This is a genomic window from Gemmatimonas sp. (assembly GCF_031426495.1).
Lineage (GTDB): Bacteria > Gemmatimonadota > Gemmatimonadetes > Gemmatimonadales > Gemmatimonadaceae > Gemmatimonas.
The window spans coordinates 59,795-78,645 of sequence record NZ_JANPLK010000001.1 but is presented as its reverse complement, the minus strand read 5'-3'; the positions used below and the strand labels follow the sequence as shown (position 1 = coordinate 78,645).

General features: G+C 64.7%; 17 protein-coding genes. 4 read left to right on the top strand and 13 right to left on the bottom strand.

All coding sequences use genetic code 11. From position 1 onward, the window contains the following. Positions 1 to 19 precede the first annotated feature (19 nt). From puhC to bchF, 13 genes are read right to left on the bottom strand one after another with little or no spacing between them, the layout of a single operon-like run. Entirely contained in the window at positions 20 to 442 is a 423-nt protein-coding gene (puhC, locus tag RMP10_RS00370) for a photosynthetic complex assembly protein PuhC (protein ID WP_310568548.1), read from the bottom strand. A gap of 59 nt (positions 443 to 501) precedes the next feature. Beyond that, positions 502 to 1,161, bottom strand: coding sequence for a photosynthetic complex putative assembly protein PuhB (gene puhB / locus RMP10_RS00365; RefSeq protein ID WP_310568547.1), 660 nt, complete (start codon positions 1,159 to 1,161; stop codon positions 502 to 504). After that, positions 1,158 to 1,700: a photosynthetic reaction center subunit H gene (gene puhA / locus RMP10_RS00360; protein WP_310568546.1), complete on the bottom strand. Its 543-nt coding sequence runs from the start codon at positions 1,698 to 1,700 to the stop codon at positions 1,158 to 1,160. The genes puhB and puhA overlap by 4 nt, the downstream gene beginning before the upstream one ends. Beyond that, positions 1,700 to 1,900, bottom strand: a complete 201-nt coding sequence (locus tag RMP10_RS00355) for a hypothetical protein (RefSeq protein ID WP_309673104.1) — start codon at positions 1,898 to 1,900, stop codon at positions 1,700 to 1,702. Before RMP10_RS00355 ends, puhA begins: the two co-directional genes overlap by 1 nt. A gap of 28 nt (positions 1,901 to 1,928) precedes the next feature. Then, the gene (locus RMP10_RS00350) at positions 1,929 to 3,380 is read right to left on the bottom strand and encodes a BCD family MFS transporter (protein WP_310568545.1); all 1,452 of its coding nucleotides are present in this window, start codon (positions 3,378 to 3,380) and stop codon (positions 1,929 to 1,931) included. Positions 3,381 to 3,396: 16 nt separating this feature from the next. After that, on the bottom strand, positions 3,397 to 4,482 hold the full coding sequence (gene acsF / locus RMP10_RS00345; RefSeq protein ID WP_310568544.1) for a magnesium-protoporphyrin IX monomethyl ester (oxidative) cyclase: 1,086 nt from the start codon (positions 4,480 to 4,482) through the stop codon (positions 3,397 to 3,399). Between the two features lie 16 nt (positions 4,483 to 4,498). Next, positions 4,499 to 4,834: a hypothetical protein gene (locus RMP10_RS00340; RefSeq protein WP_309673101.1), complete on the bottom strand. Its 336-nt coding sequence runs from the start codon at positions 4,832 to 4,834 to the stop codon at positions 4,499 to 4,501. Positions 4,835 to 4,859: 25 nt separating this feature from the next. Then, a complete protein-coding gene (gene bchM / locus RMP10_RS00335; RefSeq protein WP_310568543.1) occupies positions 4,860 to 5,663 on the bottom strand; it encodes a magnesium protoporphyrin IX methyltransferase in 804 nt (267 codons plus the stop codon). Further along, positions 5,663 to 6,559, bottom strand: a complete 897-nt coding sequence (bchL, locus tag RMP10_RS00330) for a ferredoxin:protochlorophyllide reductase (ATP-dependent) iron-sulfur ATP-binding protein (protein ID WP_310568542.1) — start codon at positions 6,557 to 6,559, stop codon at positions 5,663 to 5,665. The genes bchM and bchL overlap by 1 nt, the downstream gene beginning before the upstream one ends. A 25-nt stretch (positions 6,560 to 6,584) precedes the next feature. Then, positions 6,585 to 10,421, bottom strand: coding sequence for a magnesium chelatase subunit H (locus tag RMP10_RS00325; RefSeq protein ID WP_310568541.1), 3,837 nt, complete (start codon positions 10,419 to 10,421; stop codon positions 6,585 to 6,587). Then, complete coding sequence (bchB, locus tag RMP10_RS00320) at positions 10,411 to 12,141, bottom strand: ferredoxin:protochlorophyllide reductase (ATP-dependent) subunit B (RefSeq protein ID WP_310568540.1); 1,731 nt, start codon at positions 12,139 to 12,141, stop codon at positions 10,411 to 10,413. The genes RMP10_RS00325 and bchB overlap by 11 nt, the downstream gene beginning before the upstream one ends. 10 nt (positions 12,142 to 12,151) lie before the next feature. Next, the gene (locus tag RMP10_RS00315; protein ID WP_310568539.1) at positions 12,152 to 13,405 is read right to left on the bottom strand and encodes a ferredoxin:protochlorophyllide reductase (ATP-dependent) subunit N; all 1,254 of its coding nucleotides are present in this window, start codon (positions 13,403 to 13,405) and stop codon (positions 12,152 to 12,154) included. Beyond that, positions 13,402 to 13,950: a 2-vinyl bacteriochlorophyllide hydratase gene (gene bchF / locus RMP10_RS00310; RefSeq protein WP_310568538.1), complete on the bottom strand. Its 549-nt coding sequence runs from the start codon at positions 13,948 to 13,950 to the stop codon at positions 13,402 to 13,404. Before bchF ends, RMP10_RS00315 begins: the two co-directional genes overlap by 4 nt. A gap of 199 nt (positions 13,951 to 14,149) precedes the next feature. On the opposite strand from bchF, the gene RMP10_RS00305 reads away from it, so the two are divergent. The 4 genes from RMP10_RS00305 to RMP10_RS00290 all read left to right on the top strand — a co-directional run bounded on the left by RMP10_RS00305 (position 14,150) and on the right by RMP10_RS00290 (position 18,813). Further along, entirely contained in the window at positions 14,150 to 15,094 is a 945-nt protein-coding gene (locus RMP10_RS00305; protein WP_310568537.1) for a cobalamin B12-binding domain-containing protein, read from the top strand. Then, positions 15,060 to 16,499, top strand: a complete 1,440-nt coding sequence (ppsR, locus tag RMP10_RS00300; protein ID WP_309673093.1) for a transcriptional regulator PpsR — start codon at positions 15,060 to 15,062, stop codon at positions 16,497 to 16,499. Before RMP10_RS00305 ends, ppsR begins: the two co-directional genes overlap by 35 nt. A 74-nt stretch (positions 16,500 to 16,573) precedes the next feature. Further along, positions 16,574 to 17,500, top strand: coding sequence for a chlorophyll synthase ChlG (gene chlG / locus RMP10_RS00295; RefSeq protein WP_310568536.1), 927 nt, complete (start codon positions 16,574 to 16,576; stop codon positions 17,498 to 17,500). Continuing rightward, entirely contained in the window at positions 17,497 to 18,813 is a 1,317-nt protein-coding gene (locus RMP10_RS00290; protein WP_310568535.1) for a BCD family MFS transporter, read from the top strand. Before chlG ends, RMP10_RS00290 begins: the two co-directional genes overlap by 4 nt. Positions 18,814 to 18,851: the final 38 nt, after the last annotated feature.

Genomic DNA, 18,851 nt, shown 5'->3' with positions numbered 1-18,851 from the left:
CGTCACACGGTCCCGACGACTACTTCGACTGCACCAGCAATCGATCGAACGATTCGACCTGCGTCGGCCCGAAGCTGGTCACGGTCACACTCTGCTTCGTGGCGGGGTCGTGAAGCACGAGCCGTCCGTCGACATAGCGCACGAGACGGAACGGCACTTCGGGGCCGATGCTCGCGGCACGTCGTTCCCGCGTGAGTGCGCGCATGGCACCGCGCAGAAAATTATTGGTGCCGGGGCCGAGTTCGGCCGCCACCGTATTGGTGGTCGCGTCCATCACCGTAATCGCGCCGCCGGGGACATCGACGAAGCGCAAGGAGCGCTCAGCCAGCACAGCCGTCGGCACTTCACGAAACGCCCCGAAGCCGAAAATCTTCGCCGAGATGGCGAGCCCGAACACGAACACCACCAATGCCGCCGCCATGATCAGTGCCGACCGGGGCACCGTCAGTGGTCGGGCTCCAGGGCGTGCGCCCGGTTCCTGCTCGAAGTGGATAGGCGCGTTCATACGGGCTGCGGTGCCAAGTGTGGATCGCTCGCCGTTGCGCGAGCGGAATCGGATGGCGCTCGCGTCGCACCCTCTGACGCATCGGCCACCGCCTGCGCCAACAAGGTGCCGATACGCTGCGGGTCACGCAGTCCGCGCAGCACAGGCTGCGGGTGATTGATCGAGAACACGCGGCAGTGCGGCCACAGCGCGATATAGGCGAGTCGATTCGGTTTCGTCAGCGTAAGTACCACCTGCCCCGTGCCGTCCTTGAAGGCGCCAACGCCGGCCGAATCGAGGATCGTGAACGGCACGTTGATCGACATCTCGAAGACCATGCCCAGTCGCAGGACGAGTCGCTGGGAGGTGATGGCGTACCACGATGTCCGGGCGACGACACCCGCCATCACGAAGACGATGGCGAGGACGAGCGCGGACAGCCCCGCACGAACCAGCAGCGCCACCAGGAATTCCTGCGAGTTGAACGCCAATGCGGTCGACGCGGCCCACACCACGGTCATCACAGCGAAGTAGGCCACGAGGAGACGCCAGTGGAACACGTGCTTGGCGATCAGCATGGCCTCGGGCGCGCCCTGCCAAAGGATATGCTCTCCCTCCGGCAGCGCGTGCGGCACGCCACGGATGTACTGCGGCGTGCCGTCGGCGCCGGGACTCATATGATCGGCTCGCTCCGTTCGGCCATGGCGTAGAGATGACCGCCGGCGTAATAGGCGCAGACCATATCCTCTTCGAGCAGCGTGATCTGATCGTCGCGCTTGATGGCGGGCACGTTGGCGAATTGTGCGGCCGTGATCGCCTTGACGAGCAACTTGTCGTTGCCCCAGAGGCCGAAGTTCGGCCACTGCACGAACCCGGCGGGGAGCATCACGCGCTTCTCGCTTCCCGTGAGCTGCACTTCGTAATACGTCACCTGCGGCTCGGCGCGATTGACCCACAGCTCGATGACCGTGCCGGCCACCAGCTTATCGGCCGCCACCACCGGGAGCCCGCGCGGATCCGGATCGCCCTTGGCGATCGAGTACGTCGGATCGAGACGCATCGGCACGATCTTGGCCGTGTTATGGAACGTCATGTCGGGCGTGTCGGACCGATTGGCCCACGACGCCGGACCAACGCCGTCGATCATCGGGTCGCCCGTCGGAATGAGCGCCGACCCGTTGTAGCTATCCGCTGGAACAGCCTTGATGTCGGACATCAGTGCGTCCCCTCGCCGCTGCTCGGACGATGAATGTACGTCTTCTTTTCAGGCATCGCCGGCCAACCTTCACGCGGACCCTGAGGCGATTCGAGCGGATACCCTTCGCGCTTGTCTTCCCGACGGATGTAGATGATCAACCCGAAGAAGAACAGCCAGAACGCATACAGTGCGATCTGCGCGCCATCGATGTATTCCATAGGTCGGCTCCGGTACGAATGGTGACGGTCAGGCCGGTAAATCGGCGAGCCCGAAGGACCGCGGCGTCGCATCCGTCGAGGCGCGACCGGCCCTCCGACGAGCAACCAACGGCCCGAGTGCGACGAGTGTCGCGAACAGCGAGAAAATCTCAAGGTGATACACCACCGAGTACGGCACCGAGGCAACACTCATCCCCGGTCCCAACGCGCCCCGCTCCACGAGATGCGATAGCCAATCTTTGAGGAGCCCACTGAGGGCGAACGACAGACCTTCCGCGGTGGCGAACACCGCGCCCCACGCGCCGAGCGCGATGCCGTGCTGCGATGCGTCCTTCAGTTGCATCGCGAACGACAACGTGCCGACACCGAACAACCCTTCGCCGAAGCCGATCATCGCCGTGCCACCGCGAAACAACATCGGTGAGTCGAGCGGACTCGCGAAGACGATCATCGCAAATCCAATGATGCCTGCCAATGCACCGAGTGCCGCCAACCGGATCGGATCGCGCCGCCGACGCAGCAGCTCGGCCGACAGGGCGAAGGCCGCCACGGCCCCCGCCGCCATGATGGCGGTGAGCATCGTGGTTTGCGACACCGTCAACTTCAGGATCTCACCGCCGTACGGCTCCAGCAGCACGTCCTGCAGATTGAAGGCGAAGAAGCCGATGCCGGACGCCACCAACAAACGCACCGCCTGCCCGCCACCAGCGAAGGTACGCCACGCATCCCGGAAGCGGGGCCGGATCTCGTCCTTCGTGTATTCCACGACGCCTTTCACCCGCGCTTCCTGTTTCCACAGGGAGACCGCGTTGCAGATCACGGTGAAGACCGCGGTCCCCTGGATCACCTGAATCAGCTTGAGGGGCGTGAAGTCGCGCAGGAACTGCTCAAGGACAAGCGCCGAGATCAGCGTGCCCAGCAGCATCATGAGATACATGAGCGCGATCACGCGGGGCCGTTTGTCCTCGCGCACGACATCGGTCGCCAGCGCGAGGCCGGCCGTTTGCGTGGTGTGGGCACCAGCGCCGACGAGCAGAAAGGCCAACGCCGTACCGGCGTATCCAATCCAGGCCGGCCCCCGTCCACCATTCTCGGACAGCACGAGCAGCGCGAACGGCATGATGGCCAGGCCACCGAACTGCAACTGGGTGCCGAGCCAGAGGTACGGCACGCGCTTCCACCCGAGGATGCTGCGATGCGTATCGGAGCGGAATCCGACCAGCGCGCGCAACGGCGCCACGAGCAGCGGGATGGCGAGCATCATCGCCACCAACGACGCGGGTACGTTGAGCTCGAGGATCATGACGCGATTGAGCGTCCCGACGAAGAGCGTCTGGACCATGCCGACCGACAGCTGAAACAGCGCCAGTCGCATGAGGCGCGACAATGGCACCTCGGCGGTGGCGACATCGGCAAACGGCATGAATCGAGACGAGAGGCTCGATAACCCTTTGACGAAGACATCTGCTGGACGGGCCATATGGTGTCCTCGCGCCTTACCAGACGGGCTGCATGCGCACGTCGGCGGGCAACGCCTGCCGATGAGGCGGGCGCAGATACAGCTGCACGAAGGTCAGCGCATTCGCCCCCTTGAGCAGCACCACCTTGACCTTGGACAAGAATCCGCCTGCCGCCTCGGCCTTTCGCATGGCATCCGTATTGCGCCACATCCGGTCCATCAGGGCCCAGAAGGCCTCGCTCTCGGTATCCACCGTATCGGGAAACACCTGACGGCTGATCTGGTTCGTGAGCGTGATGACGCGACGATCGTAGTCATCGACATCGATGCCCATGTGCTTGAAGAACGGCGCGCGCGCGTGGTCACGCACGTACATCGTGCAGAACACGGCCAGCAGGAAGAAGCGGATCCAGAGCTTGTTGCGCCCTTCCAGCAGTTCCGGATTGGAGCGCATCAGCACGGCAAAGGCTTCTCCGTGACGGAACTCATCGAGGCACCAGTTCTCGAACCACTTGAAGATGGGGTGGAACCGCTTGTCCGGCTGCTTCTCAAAATTCCGGAAGATCGTCACATAGCGCGCGTACCCGATCTTCTCGGAGAGGTACGTCGCATAGTAGATGAACTTCGGCTGGAAGAACGTGTACTTCTTCGCCTTCGTGAGGAAGCTGAGATCGACGGCCACGTCGAAATCGTTCAGCGTGTGATTGATGAAACCGGCGTGACGTCCCTCGTCACGGCTCATAAAGCCGAACAGCTCGCGCACTTCCGGATTCTTGATGCGCTTCTTGATCTCGGCATACAGAATGCACCCGCTGAATTCCGCCGTCACCGACGACACGAGGAATTCCACGAACTGCTCGCGCAGTTCGGGATCCATGGCCGAGAGATCGACGTCGAATTCTTCGTTGCGCTTGAAGTGATTCTTGTTGGGATCCCGACGGAACTCCGCGAGGATGTCGTCCCACATCTGCTGGTGTTCGGTCTTGATCTTGAGGGCGTCGATCTTCGCGAAATCCGTGGTGTAAAACCTCGGACTGAGGATCGCGTCCTGCTGGGCGTTCTTGGTGCTCTCGTTCACGTTGTCATACGCGCGAACGGGCAACTCGGTGGCGGTAGGGTACATAAGTGGGTCTGTTTCCTCAGCCTTCGAAGCCGACGTCGTACAGTTCGTAGAGCTCGGTGCCGCCGGTCAGCTTCACGAACTGCCGACGCAACCAACTGGCCCGATGCACGGTGGCCCGCGAGGCATACGTGCGCTGCGTTCCGAACGGAATGCGCGTCGGCGTATTGTGGACCAGCACTTCATCTCCCGGATCGACCTCTACGCCGTCCAGATCGACATGGGCGTGGAAATGATCGTGGGTCGACTCGAGATCGATCGTACACGCCACCTCCACCTTGCGCTGCATCACGAACCACGCGCCGGCCGATGCCGCGCCGATCCCTGCCAGTATCCAACCGAAACCGTCGATCACGTCGTTCCCTCGAAACCAGATGTCGTCAGCGCCGCGGGGCGTGTGAGCCGCCCAACGAACTGTGGTGCAACGCGATGGCCATCGAACGATAAAATCCACGCTCCACCAGCCGTGTCCCAACCATACCCCATGTATCGAGGACGGGCGAGCCCAGAAGGCCCGTCCGGAACGCCCGTTCCGACACCGGCACGATCGCCGGCGCCCGGTCGGCCCGCGGAAACAGCCGCCCGACCGCCCGCAGGGCCACCAGCAACGGCGTACCGGGCACCACGGTGATCAGCATGCGCTCGCGAACTCGCGGGGCCAGCGTGCCGAGTGCGGCGATCATTTCCGGCAGATCGTAGTGGATCAGGGAGTCCATCGCCACCAAGTGATCGAAGGTGCCGAGCGAAGGATCGAGCATATCGCCGCTTCGAAAATCGATGTCGACGCCTTCGGCTTCCGCACGCTCCTGCGCATGTGTGACCAGCGTGGGCGACAAGTCGATCGCCACCACCTCGGCGCCCCGCTTGGCCAGGTCGATCGCCAGCGTACCCGTGCCGCAGCCCGCATCGAGGATGCGCACGCCATGCAGGTCGGGACTCAACCAGGCCAGCAGGGTGTGCCGCATCTGATCGCGACCGGCGCGCACCGACGCCCGGATCTTGGAGACCGGCGCATCGGAGGTGAGTGTCTTCCACGCGGTGGCCGCCGTGCGGTCAAAATATTCCCCGATCCAGGCCCGCCGCTCGAGGTACGACACCGATGTGGCGTGCGAACCCCCAGGTGACGCTCCGTCGAACGACGGACCCGGATTCGTGGAAACCTCAGGAGAGAGGCGAGTGGCCATCAGTCCAACCCCAAGAGGTCGAAGATCTCGCGATCCTTGAGTGGATTCGCGGGCAACGGTACCACATCATCGAGCATGCGCGAGGCGAGCAGCATGTACTGCTCCTGTGCCGCGATCACTTCCGGTGAATCTTCCATCTCGAAAATCGTGCACTTCTTCAGGCGGCTCCGGCGGATCGCATCGATGTCCTGGAAGTGCGCCATCGTTTTGAGGCCCACCGCCGCGTTGAAGCGGTCGATCTCGTTGGTGTCCTTCGAACGGTTCGCAACCACGCCGCCCAGCCGCACCTTGTAGTTCTTCGACTTCGCCTGAATGGCGGCGATGATGCGGTTCATCGCGAAGATGGAGTCGAAATCGTTGGCCGTCACGATCAGGCAGTAGTGCGCATGCTGTAGCGGCGCGGCAAAGCCACCGCACACGACGTCGCCGAGCACGTCGAAGATCACCACATCGGTGTCTTCGAGCAGGTGATGTTCCTTCAGCAGCTTCACCGTCTGACCGGTCACGTAGCCGCCGCAGCCGGTGCCCGCTGGCGGACCGCCGGCCTCGATACACTGCACGCCGTTGTAGCCCTCGAACATGAAGTCTTCGGGGCGCAGCTCTTCAGAATGGAAGTCGACCGATTCGAGCACATCGATCACGGTCGGCACCATTTTCTTGGTGAGCGTGAACGTGGAGTCGTGCTTCGGGTCGCAGCCAATCTGCAGCACCCGCTTGCCCAGGCGCGAGAACGCGGCCGACAGATTCGATGAGGTGGTACTCTTTCCGATGCCGCCCTTGCCGTACACGGCAATGACCAACGCACCGTCTATCTTGGCGTTCTCGTCCAGGTGCACTTGCAGGCTACCCTCGCCGTCACCTACGGCGTCGAGAATCGGCAGTCGTGTCGCGGTCATCGTGTTACTCCGGTCGTATGGCAGATCATGCGTACACCCCCTCCAGACGGTCTTCGAGGTCCGCTGCCGCATTGCGCAGCGCCTCGAGCGTCGCTTCATCGGGGGACCAAAATCCTCGGTCGTTCGCTTCGAGCAGACGCTGCGCGAGCCCTGACGCGGCATCCGGATTCGCCTGGGCGAGACGCTCGCGCATGGCATCATCGAGCACAAAGGTCTTCGTCGCTTCGGCGTACACCCATTCCGGCACGGCGCCCTTCCCGCCCGTGGCCGACCATCCAAAGGTGGTGATCACGTGGCCGGCGATGTTGCGGGCGCCTTCGTAGCCGTACTCCAGCTGGCTCTCGTACCATCGCGGATTGAGCAGCTTGGTGCGCGACTCGAGCTCGACCTGCTCGGTCAGCGTGCGAACCTTGCCCTGCGCGTTGTTGTAGTCGCCCACGTACACGGCCGGCGCTTCGCCGCCACGCTGCTGCGCGATCACGCGCGTCATGCCACCCAGCGATTCCACGTACTGATCGATATCGGTGGCGCCGAGGTCAACGGAGTCGAGCCCTTGGAATGACAAGGTCGCCTGCCCCAGCGCCCGCTTCATCAGCGCCGGCTGGCACGACGGACGGCCGTCGGTGCCGTACGCAAAGCCCTTCCGCTGCACGAACAAATCGGCTAACTCGTCTTCCTTCTCCCACTTGCCGGTGTCGATCAGCAAGTTGACGTTCGAGCCGTACGCGCCGTCGGCGTTGGAGAACACTCGTAGCGCGGCGGTGGCGAGATCGCACCCGGTCTCCTGCATCGTCTCGAGCGCGTGCTTGCGAATGAAATTCTGCGACGGGTCTTCATCGGCCTGCGCGCAGATGAGCGCCGCCTCGGCCAAGAGCTTCACCTGCAGCGGCAACAGGTCGCGGAAGATGCCCGACAGCGTGACGACCACGTCGACGCGAGGACGCCCAAGTGACGTGAGCGGCAGCAGTCGGGCGCCCGTGAGTCGTCCGACGGCGTCGAAACGCGGCACCACGCCCATCAGCGACATCACCTGCGCCAGCGGTGTGCCCTCGCTCTTCATGTTGTCGGTGCCCCAGAGCACGACCGCCACCGACTCCGGCAGCGCGCCGTTGTCAGCCACGTAGCGCGCCAAGAGCTGCTCCGCGCGCACGCGCCCTTCGAGCATGGCCACCGCGCTCGGTACGCGGTACGGATCGAAGCCGTAGATGTTGCGTCCCGTGGGGAGCACCTGCGGATTGCGTAGCAAGTCACCGCCCGGCGCCGGCGACACATACCGCGCGTCGAGCGCGCGGAGAATACCGGCCACTTCACGATCCTCGCTGAGCATGGCATCGAAGCCGCCAAGCGCCTCGAGATGCTGCTTGAGCGCGCGTTCGTCGGCGATGCGCAGGCCTTGCGCCTTGGCTGCGCTCAACGCGACGCGCATCGCGGAACGCACGTCTTTGCTCTCGACGAGCGATCGCACCGTGGCGCGGACCAGCTGATCGACCACCTGCACGGTGTCGTCCGAGGCGGCACGCGTGCTCTGCCCCGCCACGACGGTATCACCGATCGGCGGCAGCTCCAACTCCGGACGCCCCGATCGCGCCATCTCCACCAATACACCGGCGCGCGCATCGGGCGTCATCGGTTCACCGACCACGTGCAGACCCATCGGGATCAATTCGTACTCGAGCTCCAGCAACCGGTCACGGAGCGTCGTGACGCGCGCATCCGTCTCGCTCGCCGTCCACGCTGGCTCGGCGTCGGCCAATTCGACGGCGGCCGCTTGCTGCTGGATCAGCTCGCGCAAGGACGAGGCGTCACCGGCTTTCGTCTGATCGAGCGCGCGCCAGCGATCGAGCGTGCTCTTGAGATCGAGCAGGCCGCGATACAAGCCGGCATTCGCCACCGGCGGCGTGAGATACGACACCAGCGTGGCGTTGCCGCGGCGCTTGGCCAGCGTGCCTTCGGACGAGTTGTTCGACGCGTAGAGATACACGTTCGGCGCATCGCCGATCAGACGATCGGGCCAGCAGCGGTCGTCGAGTCCCGACTGCTTGCCCGGCATGAACTCGAGTGCGCCGTGGGTCCCGAAGTGCAGAATCGCATCGGCCGCGAAGTCTTCACGCAGCCAGCGGTAGAAGGCGCTGAAGGCGTGCGTGGGCGAGAAGCCGCCTTCGAAGAGGAGCCGCATCGGATCGCCTTCCCATCCGAATGACGGTTGCACGCCGATGAACACGTTGCCGAGTTGCAGCCCCATGACTTGGATGGACTGGCCGTCGGACAGCTGCCGACCGGGCGCCGGGCCCCACGTCTTCTCGATCTCCGCCAGATACGGCTCACGACGCACATGGTCGTCGGTGCGAATCGTGGTGTGCACATTGGCCGGCGCACCGTAGCGCTCCCGATTGCCACCGGTGATGCGCTCGCGGAGGTCGTCGGCGCTCGACGGCAGGTCAACCGTGTATCCCTGTTCCTTGAGCGACGCGAGGACGCGCTGCATGGAGGGGAACACCGCGAGGTACGCCGCACTGCCGGTGTTCCCGGCGTTCGGCGGGAAGTTGAAGAGGATCAGCGCAATCTTGCGTTGCGCGCGCTCCTTTCGACGCAGCACCACCAATTTTGCGACGCGCTCGGCCACCCGGTCGACGCGCTCGGGGATCGGCTCCGACGCCGCCGCCTTCCCGGGCTGCGGTTCACCCTTGCCGCCGAACACGGTGGGCACGATGGCGCCATCGAGTTCGGGAATCGCGATCTGCAGAGTGGCCTGCAGTGGATTCAGGCCACGCGCGTCGTTCCGCCATTCCTGAATGGTCTGAAATTCGAGCGTCTGCAGCGTGATGTAGGGGACGTCGAGGCCCTTGAGTACGTCTTGCGCTGCTTCGGAGTTGTTGTAGGCCGGACCTCCCACGAGCGAGAAGCCCGTGAGATTGATCATGGCGTCGATCGTCGCCTGCCCTTTGCCGTTCGTGAAGTACTTCTCGACGGCCGGACGCGCATCGAGCGCGGATGCGAACGCCGGCACCACGCGCAATCCCTTCGACTCGAGGGCCCGAACCACCGCCGCGTAGTGCGCCACGTTGTCGGCCAGCAGATACGACCGACCGACGAGCACGCCCACCGTGCCCGCGTCCGCGCCACGATGACGCGGCAGTTCCTCCATGCGCTCCGTCATCCCGCGATTCGCCAGTGCGGGATGCCACAGTCCGACTTCGGGGTATGCCTGCGGTTGCTGCGGATTCAACTTGCCGCGCAGCGCCTTTCGCGGGCCATCGGCGTATCGATCGATGGCATACTTCACCATCTGCTCAATGTTCTCCGCCGTGCCGGCCAGCCAGTACTGGATCAGCAACAGGTAGGCACGCACATCCTGCGCCGTGCCGGGAATGAACTTGAGAATCGACGGCAGGGTGCGAAGCGCCGACATCTGCCGCTCGCCACTCGACTTGCCGTCGCCACGCGAACCGCGGAGCTTCTTCAGCAGATTGATGGGCGAGAGCGGTGACCGCGACTCCCCACCGCTCATATCGAACTTGCCGAGCTTCGTGCATTTCACGAGCTCCGGCGTACACAGCGCGCAGAGCACCGCGTCGGCCGCATCGCGACGCGCCAGTACCGCCTCGTATACCGCATTCGCATACTCTTCCTGAAAGAGCTGCGTGCAGACCACGATATTGGCCTGCGCGATGTCCTGTCGCGCCCGCTCGGCGGCCAGCGGATCGCTCCCGAAGTCGGCCGCCACATGCATCGTGATCGTAAGGCCCGGGATCTCACGTACGAGCGCGGCGCCAGCGCGCCCGAAGGCGTCGGCGAGGTGCGCGTCGAGCGTCGTGATCGCGACGCGGATCGGGATGGGCTTCGCCACGCTGTTAGCGGCCATAGAATGCCTTGGCCTCGTACAGAGTGTCCACGGTGATCTCGGCGATACCGTTCTCGTGGGCGTACTTCTCGGTATTTCGACGAACCTTGCCGCGCACGAAGAACGGGATCTTCTTGAGCTCCGCTTCGGCCGACGCCAACCACGTCGTGGTCATCGGCGCGACCGCGACGAGCGCATCAGTCTCGTCTTCCTCTTCGGCAAATCCAACAGCACTCGCGGCTTCGGGCGCTTCGAGTTCGATTGCCGCGCGTGAGGTAAATGGGGTCACGCGCTGACCGCCCATCGATTCCTCGCGTGCCGGCCGCTCGCCGGCCGTGGCCGACGGCGACGCGTGCAGATGCGACGGCGTGGCGCCGTCGCTGAACTCGAAGTCGTCTTTGAACATGTGCAGGAGGTGTTCTTCGAGTCCCATCATGAGCGGGTGCACCCAGGTATCGAAGATCACGTTGGCGCCTTCGAAGCCCATCTGCGGGGAGTGCCGGGCCGGCACATCCTGCACGTGAATCGGCGCCGAAATTACGGCGCACGGCACACCGAGCCGCTTGGCGATGTGGCGTTCCATCTGCGTGCCCAGCACCAGCTCGGGCGCGAGCTCGGTGACACGCTGCTCGACGGCGAGGTAGTCGTCGCTGATGAGCGCTTCCACGCCGAGTGCGGCGGCGAGGTCACGAATTGGCCGGGCATACTCGCGCGAGTAGGTGCCGATGCCGACCACCGTGAACCCGAGTTCGTCTTTCGCCATGCGGGCGGCGGCCAGGACGTGTGTGGCGTCGCCGAACACGAACACGCGTTTCCCGGTGAGATACGTCGAGTCGACCGAGCGCGAATACCACGGCAGCAGCGAACGGCTGGCATCCACCTGCGCGGTGCCAGCGCGTTCACGCTCGAGCAACGCCGACACATCGACGCCGGCGACCTTGCCCACTTCCTCCACGAACTCGCGGGTGGCGAGCACGCCGATCGGCACCGTACGCACCGTGGGCTGTCCGAAGGTTTTCTGGAGCCAGCGTGCCGTCGTGTCGGCCACTTCGGGATACAGCACGACGTTGAAGTCGGCGTGCGGCATCGCCCGGATGTCTTTCACCGTGGCGTTTAGCGGCGCACACACGTGTACGTCGACGCCAATGTCCTGCAGCAGCCGCGTGATTTCCCGCACGTCATCGCGATTGCGGAAGCCGAGGGCGGTGCCGCCCAGCAGGTTACAGCGCGGACGACGCTGCTCACGGGTGGCCGCCGCGGTCACGCTTTCGCGCGGCGGTGAACCTGGCGCGGGCGCGAGCGGCAGCAACAGGGTGCGCACGAGGTGATAGAACGTTTCGCTGGCGCCCCAGTTCTCCTTTTTGGAGTACGCGGGCAGTTCCAGCGGCACGATGGGGATCGGCAGCGACATCCCCATCGCGAGCGATCCCGGTTGATCCTGAATGAGTTCGGCCGTGCACGACTCGCCGACCAGCATGGCATCGGGCTTGAAGCGCTCGTACGCGTCGCGGACGGCCGACTTCACCAGCTCCGCCGTATCGCCACCGAGGTCGCGCGCCTGAAATGTGGTGTACGTGACCGGCGGCCGCTTATCACGGCGCTCGATCATCGTGAAAAGCAGATCGGCATACGTGTCGCCCTGCGGCGCATGCAAGACGTAATGCACGCCCGTCATCGAGGTCGCGATACGCATCGCGCCCACGTGCGGCGGGCCTTCGTACGTCCAGAGCGTCAGTTCCATGCCGTCATCCTCAGACCGCGAGTCGCTGAGCGCGATCGAGCGGTCGCGCAAAAAGTTCGGCCAGATCGCCGGCCTGTTCGTAGCCGTGCACCGGCGAGAACACGAGTTCGATGGACCACTTGGTGCGCAGCCCCTCGGCCTCGAGGGGATTGGCGAGCCCGAGTCCGCACACGGTGAGATCGGGGCGAGCCTCGCGACAGCGATCGAGCTGCTTCTCGACATCCTGCCCCTCGCTGATCTGCGCGGTGGCCGGAAGCCGTTCGAGTTCGGCCGAGATCATCAGCTTGTCGAGATACGGCGTACCGACTTCGACCAACTCCGCACCGCACTCCTCATACAGAAAACGCGCGAGCGGAATCTCGAGCTGCGAATCGGGGAAGAAGAACACGCGCTTGCCGGTGAGCCACGGACGGTAGCGCGACAGCGCGACGCGCGCACGCTCGGCCGGCGCTGCCGTGACGCTGGTGAACAGCTCGTCGCTGACGCCCCACTCGGTGGTGGCCGCCTTGAGCCATGCGGTCGTGCCGTTCACGCCGAACGGATACGGCGCCGACAGCAGCGTGGCGCCGCGCGCGATGAGCGCGCGCGCCGTTTCGCCCAGGAACGGCTGGGCGAGCAGCAGCTTCGTGTTCGGTCCAACGGGAGGCAGATCGCGCGCCATCCGCGGCGGGAAGAAGTGCACCGGTCCGATACCAAGCTTCGCGAACAGGCGCTTAAACTGATCTTCGACCACGTCGGCGATCGTACCGACGACCATGAGTTCGGCCGTGGCGCTCGACGACTCGGGGAGATGCGGCACCATGCAGCGCAAGCAGGCATCCTCGCCTTGCGTGAACGTGGTCTCGATACCGCTGCCCGAGTAGTTCAGAATGCGTACACGCGGCATCAATTGCTCATTGAGCCGTTCGGCCGCGCGCTGCAGGTCGAGCTTGATCACTTCCGACGGACACGAGCCCACGAGGAAGAGCGTCGAGATGTCGGGGCGCCGTTCGAGCAACTGCTTCACGCAGCGATCGAGTTCGTCGTTGGCATCGGCGAGGCCGGCCAGATCACGTTCACTGAGAATCGCCGTGGCGAAGCGCGGCTCGGCAAAAATCATGACGCCGGCGGCCGACTGCACCAGATGCGCACAGGTACGCGAGCCGACCACGAGAAAGAAGGCGTCCTGCATTTTCCGATGCAGCCACACGATGCCGGTGAGGCCGCAGAAGACTTCGCGCTGACCACGCTCGCGAATGACCGGGAGTTCCAAAACGGTGTTCATGCGAGCGCGGCCCGGCGAAGAGAGTCGGCTTCCTGCAGACGGGCGGCCCGCAGCTTGAGCACGAACTGAATGGCGTTCACGGCATAGGTGCCGTACGCGACGAGGGCGAGCACCATGAGCGTGCGCGGAGGCCAGTGCAGCACGAGGCCGGCGAGATACGCGGTGTGGAGGGCGATGACGCCCATGCTGACCACATCTTCCCAGAAGAACGCCTCGGCGAAGAGATACTTGCCGAAGACAACTTTCTCCCAAATCGCGCCCGTCACCATAATGGTATAAAGCACGAACGTCTTGATGACGACGGAGATGTTCGCGGCCGCGAGTCCATTTCCGGTATTGAGATACCGGAGGACCAGCGCAACCGACACGGCCATGACCAGAAACTGGACAGGCGCAAGGATGCCCTGAACGAGCGTCCACGGCGTGGCATCACGTCGCAGGCGTTCTTCGGGCGTATACAATCCGGTCCGCGGCGCCTGAGGCGACGAGGAACGGGAGCCGGCGGGCGCGATGGGCGCGTCCGAGGCGTTGGTGGGCATAGTCATCTGACCGTCTCTACCGGGGGTTCGCGTTCCCAGATGCCACGAGATTAGGGAATGGCGCAGAAGTTGTCAAGAAAAGTTTACGTCAACCTTTCTTGACAATCCGTTCGGACCGTAACACAATAGACAGGTGAGCTCACCAGATCACTCGAACAGGTCTGGGATCCCGTTTTTGTTCTTGCGCCCAGGAGACTACGCGGCAATGTTCGGCGCTTCCCTCCAGCCCGCCGCGCCCGGCCACCGATCGGTGTCGCCTCGCCTGGGCACCAGCCACGACGTGATGGAATCGCCTACGGCCCCCCGTCGATCCGAGCGCCTCGAGCGTACGATAGAAAACGAGCTCGTGCCGCGTCTGCTGGCGAGTCATCGCGCCGGGCCGGTACCGCCGGCGCTCTCCATGGCGATGGCCCGCGAGTTGTCCGAGCGCGATGTGGACGGTTTCGTCGCCGCGGTGCGCAGCTTGGATGACTCCAGGGCCGTCCAGTTTCTTCGCGATATTCTGGCTGAAGGCGCCACCGTTGAGGCGGTCTATCTCGACTTGTTGGCCCCGTCGGCGCGGCGGCTGGGACAGATGTGGGATAACGACGAGTGCGATTTCGTCGAGGTGACCGTCTCGCTGGGCCGCATGCAGCGGATGTTGCGCGACCTTTCCCAGGTGTTTCTGGCCGATGCGACGCGCAGCGAGCCGGTGGGGAGTGTGCTGCTCACCTGCATTCCCGGTGAGCAGCACACGCTCGGTATTATCATGGTAGGCGAGTTTCTGTTGCGCGACGGATGGCGTGTCCTGGTGGGAGCGCCGTGGTCCGAAAGCGATCTGCTAACGATGGTGGGTACCGAGTGGTTCGACGTCATAGGCTTCTCCGTCGGCAGCGAAAGCCGGCTTCCGCTGTTGAAGCGCGATATCCGGCGGCTCAAGTCGGCATCGCGCAATCCGCACCTGCAGTGCATGGTCGGCGGTCAGGTCTTCAGTGACGACCCGACCCTTGCCGACCAGGTGGGCGCCAATGCCATCGCTGGCGACGCCCGTGAGGCGCCGCAGATCGCCCGCAGGCTGCTTGACGCCGCGCAGCGCGCCGCGTCCGACGCACCGCTCAGGGAGGCATTAGGCGATCATGGCCAGTTCAGTGACGCCCTTCGACGCGAGTGACGCCGCGTTTGGCGAGATAGACGCCAAGACCGCGGCTTCGCTTCTCGCCGTAGCGGGGGACATCGCCCTCGTGATGGACAGCGCGGGCGTCATTCGTGACGTCGCGCTGGCCGGTGCCGATACCCAGTTCGACGCCGCCTCCGAGTGGATTGGGCGGCCGTGGACCGACACCGTCACCCCCGACACCCGGGCCAAGATCGACACGCTCCTCAAGGAGGCCCAATTGTCCGGGATCTCCAAGCGGCGTCAGGTCAACCACCTGCTGGTCGATGGGGCCGACGCGCCGGTTTCCTATACCGCGCTCCGGCTTGGCCGGGACGGTAGCTTGGTGGCCGTCGGCCGCGACATGCGGCACGTCTCGGCCTTGCAGCAGCGATTGGTTGAAGCGCAACAGGCCATGGAGCGCGACTACTGGCGGCTCCGCCACGTGGAAACGCGCTATCGGTTGCTGTTCCAGATCGCCAGCGACGCCATTCTCGTCATCGACGCCAGCACCCTCAAGGTGCTCGATGCCAACACGGCGGCGGGACAGGTCTTCGGGGATTCCCCCGACCGCCTGATCGGTCGCGCTTTCCCGTTCGGGACGGACACCGCCGGGGCGCGCATGCTCGAAGAGCTCACCGTCACCGCACGGAGCGCAGGACGGGCTGGCGACGTGCTGATTTCGATGGCCACCGGCGGCAGATCGTATCACGCGTCGGCGTCCTGCTTCCGGCAAGAGTCGGCCACGTTACTGCTGGTGCGCCTGTCGACCGCTGATGTCGCACCGACCGTCAGCGCAGCGGCCAACTCGCCCCTGCGGGTCATCGACCTCATCGAACGCTCGCCCGATGGGTTCGTGGTCACGGACCTCGACGGATACGTCCTCACGGCCAATCGCGCCTTCCTTGACATTGCCGGACTGGCCAGCGAGGAGCAGGTGCGCGGGACGCTGTTCGCCACCTACATAGGACGCCCTGGCGCGGACTTCCCGGTCTTCACGAGCATGCTCAAGAAGAACGGCGTGGTCCGCCTCATGGCGACCTCGGCACGTGGCACCCACGGCAACCAGAGCGAGGTCGAGGTGTCGGCCGTTTGGGCACCCGAGGGAGAGGAGCCCTGCGTCGGCTTCACCGTACGCGACATCGGCCGGCGCCTGGCCGCCACCCCGCAGGGGGCGCGGGACCTCACCCGCGCCGTCGAAGAGCTCACCACGTTGGTTGGGCGAGTCTCGCTTCGGGATCTGGTGCGGGACACGGTGGATCTGGTGGAACGCCATTTTATCGAGGCCGCACTCGAGCTCACGAATGACAACCGGACCTCGGCCGCCGAGGTGCTGGGGGTGAGCCGACAGAGCCTCTACGTGAAGCTCCGACGTCACCGACTGGTGGCGCCCGGCGGCGGCGAAGACCCCCCGGTAAGCTGAGAACGGATCGGTCCTCGATGCTGACTCAACTTTGCTCTGTCGCAATTGCGTACTGTCAACTAAACTAGACGCCTATGAGCGTCAGTTTTTCTGTACAGTCTGCGCCAGCGCGCCCGGATCCCAAAGCGATCCTGACGTTGCTCAAGCCGGTGACGTGGTTCCCTCCGATGTGGGCGTTCACGTGCGGTGCGATTTCCGCCGGTGTGCCACTGAGCGAGCGCATCCCCCTGCTGGCGCTCGGCATCGCCATCACGGGGCCGCTGGTGTGCGCGTCCAGCCAGGCTGTCAATGACTGGTTCGATCGGCACGTCGACGCAATCAACGAACCGAACCGCCCGATTCCGTCGGGGCGTGTTCCCGGTCAGTGGGGTCTCGCGATCGCCATCTTTTGGACCGCGCTGTGCCTGCTCGTTGCGCTGCCGCTGGGTGTGTTCGGTGTGTCCGCCGTCGGTATCGCGTTACTCTTTTCGTGGGGCTATAGCGCGCCACCGTTCCGTTTCAAGCGCAACGGCTGGATCGGCAACACTGCCGTCGGCTTCACGTACGAAGGTCTGGCTTGGGTGACTGGTGCCGGCATCATGCTCGGCAACCAGGTGCCGCCCGTGCCACTCCTTTTGCTCGCCACTCTGTACAGCATCGGCGCCCACGGCATCATGACGCTGAACGATTTCAAGGCGATGGAGGGCGATCAGCGCATGGGCGTGAATTCGCTGCCCGTGTTGCTCGGCGCTGACGGCGCCGCTCGGGTGGCCTCGCTGATCATGCTGCTGGCGCAGGCTGCAGTGATCGCGTTGCTGGGGTCGTGGAACCGGCCATGGCACGCGTTCGCGATCGGCCTGCTCTCGTTGGTCCAGGCGATCATGATGTGGCGCTTCGTACAGTTGCCTCGTGAACGCGCACTGTGGCTGAGCGCGTTGGGTGTCCCGTTCTATGTGAGTGGCATGATGGTCGCCGCCTTCGCGGTGCGCACGCTGCCGATCATTGCCGAGGCCAGCAAGTGAGCTGGTGGCAGCTCTCGCGACTCGGGCTGGTACAGGCCGCGATCGGGGCCGTCGTGGTGCTGTTGACCACCACCATCAATCGGGTGATAGTCGTCGAGCTGTCGTTGCCGGCCACCGTGCCGGGTTTGCTCGTAGCGCTGCATTTCGGCGTGCAATTGATCTTGCGTCCGCGGTTGGGACACGGCAGCGATCGCAGTGGTCGCCGTACACCGTGGATTCTGGGCGGCCTCGCGGTCTGTGCGTTGGGCGGTGTTGGTGTGGCGGCCAGTATTCCCGTGATGGCGACCAACGTGGCGCTCGGCATCGCGCTGGCGTCGATCGCTAGCGTTGTACTGGGCGCGGGCGTGAGTGCGGCGGGCACGCCGCTCCTCGCGCTCATGAGTGAGCGTGCGCATCCAACCCAACGCGCCGGGGCGGCCGCGATTACGTGGATCCTGATGATTGGCGGCATCATCATCACGGCAGCGATCTCGGGCACGTTACTGGATCCCTTCTCGTATACCCGACTGATCCAGATCGCCGGTGGTATCGGCGCGGTCGGATTTCTGGTCGCGGCGGTCGCTACGTACGGCGTTGAGCGTGGCGCGCGTCCCGTCGCGTCCGTCTCGGCGAGCGATGAGGCATCGCGCGGGTCATTTTCGGCGGGACTGCGCACCGTGTGGAACGAGCGGGCCGCCCGACTGTTTGCCAGCTTCGTCTTCGTTGCGATGTTCGCGTACAGCGCACAGGATCTCATCCTCGAGCCATTTGCTGGGATCGCCTTCGGCATGACACCTGGTGAGAGCACCCGACTCTCCGGTATGCACCATGGTGGCGTCCTGATCGGCATGATCGTGACGGCCCTACTGGCCACCCGTCGTGGCCAGCTTCGGCATTGGGCGGCGGCGGGCTGCCTGGCGTCGGCCGTCACCTACGTCGCGTTGGCGGCCTCGCCGGTGCTGGGCGATGTGCGGATGTTCACGGCCATCGTGATGCTGCTTGGGTTGGCGAACGGGGTGTTCGCAATTGGGGCGATCGGCTCCATGATGGCCCTGACGGGTGACAAGACGGATGGGCGTGCGGGGCTACGTCTGGGCGTGTTCGGCGCCGCGCAGGCGCTGGCCTACGCGACGGGGACGATGGCGGGCGCGGTCGGCGTGGACACGGCGACCGTGGTGCTCGACTCCCCGCTGCGCGGGTATCTGGCCGTCTTCAGCGTCGAGGCCGTGCTGTTCGCCGCGTCCGCGTTTCTCGCGCTGCGCAGTGCATCGAGCGAGCGAGCCAACGACGTGTTCCGCGAGCGCGCAGCGCTGTTACCAGCGGTGCTGCAGTGATGAGCAAGGTCCAAGGCGCGAGCATGCGCCGCGAGCGT

Coding starts and splice junctions, on each gene's coding strand:
- puhB (WP_310568547.1), bottom strand. CDS start 1,161: ATGAGTCCCGGCGCCGACGGCACGCCGCAGTACATCCGTGGCGTGCCG.
- puhA (WP_310568546.1), bottom strand. CDS start 1,700: ATGTCCGACATCAAGGCTGTTCCAGCGGATAGCTACAACGGGTCGGCG.
- RMP10_RS00355 (WP_309673104.1), bottom strand. CDS start 1,900: ATGGAATACATCGATGGCGCGCAGATCGCACTGTATGCGTTCTGGCTG.
- RMP10_RS00350 (WP_310568545.1), bottom strand. CDS start 3,380: ATGGCCCGTCCAGCAGATGTCTTCGTCAAAGGGTTATCGAGCCTCTCG.
- acsF (WP_310568544.1), bottom strand. CDS start 4,482: ATGTACCCTACCGCCACCGAGTTGCCCGTTCGCGCGTATGACAACGTG.
- bchM (WP_310568543.1), bottom strand. CDS start 5,663: ATGGCCACTCGCCTCTCTCCTGAGGTTTCCACGAATCCGGGTCCGTCG.
- bchL (WP_310568542.1), bottom strand. CDS start 6,559: ATGACCGCGACACGACTGCCGATTCTCGACGCCGTAGGTGACGGCGAG.
- RMP10_RS00325 (WP_310568541.1), bottom strand. CDS start 10,421: ATGGCCGCTAACAGCGTGGCGAAGCCCATCCCGATCCGCGTCGCGATC.
- bchB (WP_310568540.1), bottom strand. CDS start 12,141: ATGGAACTGACGCTCTGGACGTACGAAGGCCCGCCGCACGTGGGCGCG.
- RMP10_RS00315 (WP_310568539.1), bottom strand. CDS start 13,405: ATGAACACCGTTTTGGAACTCCCGGTCATTCGCGAGCGTGGTCAGCGC.
- bchF (WP_310568538.1), bottom strand. CDS start 13,950: ATGACTATGCCCACCAACGCCTCGGACGCGCCCATCGCGCCCGCCGGC.
- RMP10_RS00305 (WP_310568537.1), top strand. CDS start 14,150: ATGTTCGGCGCTTCCCTCCAGCCCGCCGCGCCCGGCCACCGATCGGTG.
- ppsR (WP_309673093.1), top strand. CDS start 15,060: ATGGCCAGTTCAGTGACGCCCTTCGACGCGAGTGACGCCGCGTTTGGC.
- chlG (WP_310568536.1), top strand. CDS start 16,574: ATGAGCGTCAGTTTTTCTGTACAGTCTGCGCCAGCGCGCCCGGATCCC.